Source organism: Streptosporangium sp. NPDC049644, assembly GCF_040675205.1.
Classification (GTDB): Bacteria; Actinomycetota; Actinomycetes; order Streptosporangiales; family Streptosporangiaceae; genus Streptosporangium; species Streptosporangium fukuiense.
The window spans coordinates 1-1,788 of the sequence record NZ_JBFAOJ010000251.1 but is presented as its reverse complement, the minus strand read 5'-3'; the positions used below and the strand labels follow the sequence as shown (position 1 = coordinate 1,788).

General features: G+C 65.8%; 2 protein-coding genes. Both read right to left on the bottom strand.

What is annotated here, in order from left to right:
* A partial coding sequence (locus AB0J58_RS44885; protein ID WP_364227943.1) for a glycosyltransferase family 4 protein occupies nucleotides 1–816 on the bottom strand: 816 nt, incomplete at its 3' end.
* Between the two features lie 73 nt (nucleotides 817–889).
* Nucleotides 890–1,788 (bottom strand): phage major capsid protein (locus AB0J58_RS44880; protein WP_364227940.1); only part of this gene is annotated, 899 nt, incomplete at its 5' end.

Genomic DNA, 1,788 nt, shown 5'->3' with positions numbered 1-1,788 from the left:
GACGAACACACCGGCCGCACCAAGGGACTCCTTGAGCCCCGGTGTGGGGTGCGCGATGACCGGGATGCCGGACACCAAGCTCTCCACCCCCACCCTTCCCCAGCTTTCGTAGTCACTGGGAACGAGCAGGATCTTCGTGCGGGCGTATACCTCGTCTCGCATCCGGTCGCCGGGGATGTTGGGGAGTACCTCGACGTTCGGCAAGTCGCGGATGTCCTGGTCTCCGTAGCCGCCGGTAACCGCAAGGAACTCCACGTCAGGCATGCGCTCCGCTAATGCCCAGAACGTCGCCGAGCCCTTCGGCGGATACAGGTTGATCAGCGTGATGCGGTCGCCGTGTTTCGTCCGATACTCCTCCGCCAGCACCGGCGGCCGGACCACGACGGCGGTCGGCCGCGGAGCATTGACCGAACCCAGCCACTCCTCGAAGTCGGCTCGCATCCACTGCGAGTTGTAGACCGCGAGCGAGCACGGCCCCTTCCTCAACCAGTTGCGGGTCTGGCCGAACGTGTTGTGGAGCACGTGCACGACCGGGACGCCAAGCATCTGCCCGATCATCGACGCGCGTTGTGTGTTCTCCAGGTGCGTGATGATCGCATCCGCGTGGTCGGTGTACTCGAACGGGTCGTTCTTGCTGACGAACGGGTGGACCCGCACACCATCAAGGGTGTAGGAGCCGCCAGGCGCCGGGTTGGAGAGGACCACGTCCACCTCGTGGCCACGGCCCACCGCAGCTCGCAGCATGGTGTGGACCATCCACTCCGCGCCGGCGTTGTGGTGGTTGGGGTAGGCGTGGAGCATCGCCAGAAGGCGCACAAGCTTCTCCAGGGGGTTAAGGCCGTACGGGGAGCCCGCCTATCTGCGGGCTCCCGCACAACGGAGAAACGGATCAGGAACCGGCGGTCGCGGCCTGCAGCGTGCCGAACGGGTACCGGGACACAGAGTTGGTGTTGAGCGTGGTGACCGGGTTGCTGGTCGCGTACGCCAGCCGCATGGTCACGCGCAGCGCCACAGAGTCCTGCTGCATAAGGTTCAGAATGACCTTGCCGTCCGCATCGCTGATGACGCCCTGGTCGAACATCTTCCACGTGATGTCCTGGCGCATGCCGATGATGGCCTTCGTCCAGTCGCCCGCGATCATCTCCGCCTCGGAGGCGTCCCAGGAGCCGTTGGCGACCTCGGAGATCGGGTAGCCGTACAGGGTGCCGGCCGAGACGCCATCGTGCATGTTGTTCTGGAAGATCGGCACATTGTTTTCGTCACGCATGCCGGCGAGGCGCCACTTCAGGCCGGGGCGGGACGCGAACCCGTTGAGAGAGAAGCCGTCGAGCGCGAGCTTCTCGCCGAGCAGGGTGACATCCTGCGCCAGGTCCACACCGGTGCCCGCGACCACGGTGTTGCCCGCAGCGACGGTCGAGGGGTAGATCGCGGCGGGCCAGGAGGCGGGCTTGTCCGTGCCGAACAGGGTCGCGGCGTCGATCTTCGCGCCGAACGCCTCGACGATGCGCGGACGGATCTCGTCCCAGATCGGCACCTGCGCGTCGTCCAGATACGCCTCGGGGATCGGGATGATGACCGCGAGCTCTTCGGCGACGAGGCTGACGTTCTTCCAGTCGACGCTCGACGTCTGCTTCATGCCGCTGTCGCCGGACACCCAGTACGCCATCGGCAGCACGTCCAGGACGGGCTGCCTCTGCGTCTTGGTCGACATCCGCACCTGACCAGCGCGGGCGAGCATGAAGCTCTTGGTCGGCATCTCCTGGATGATCTGGCTGCTGACCGGAGTTG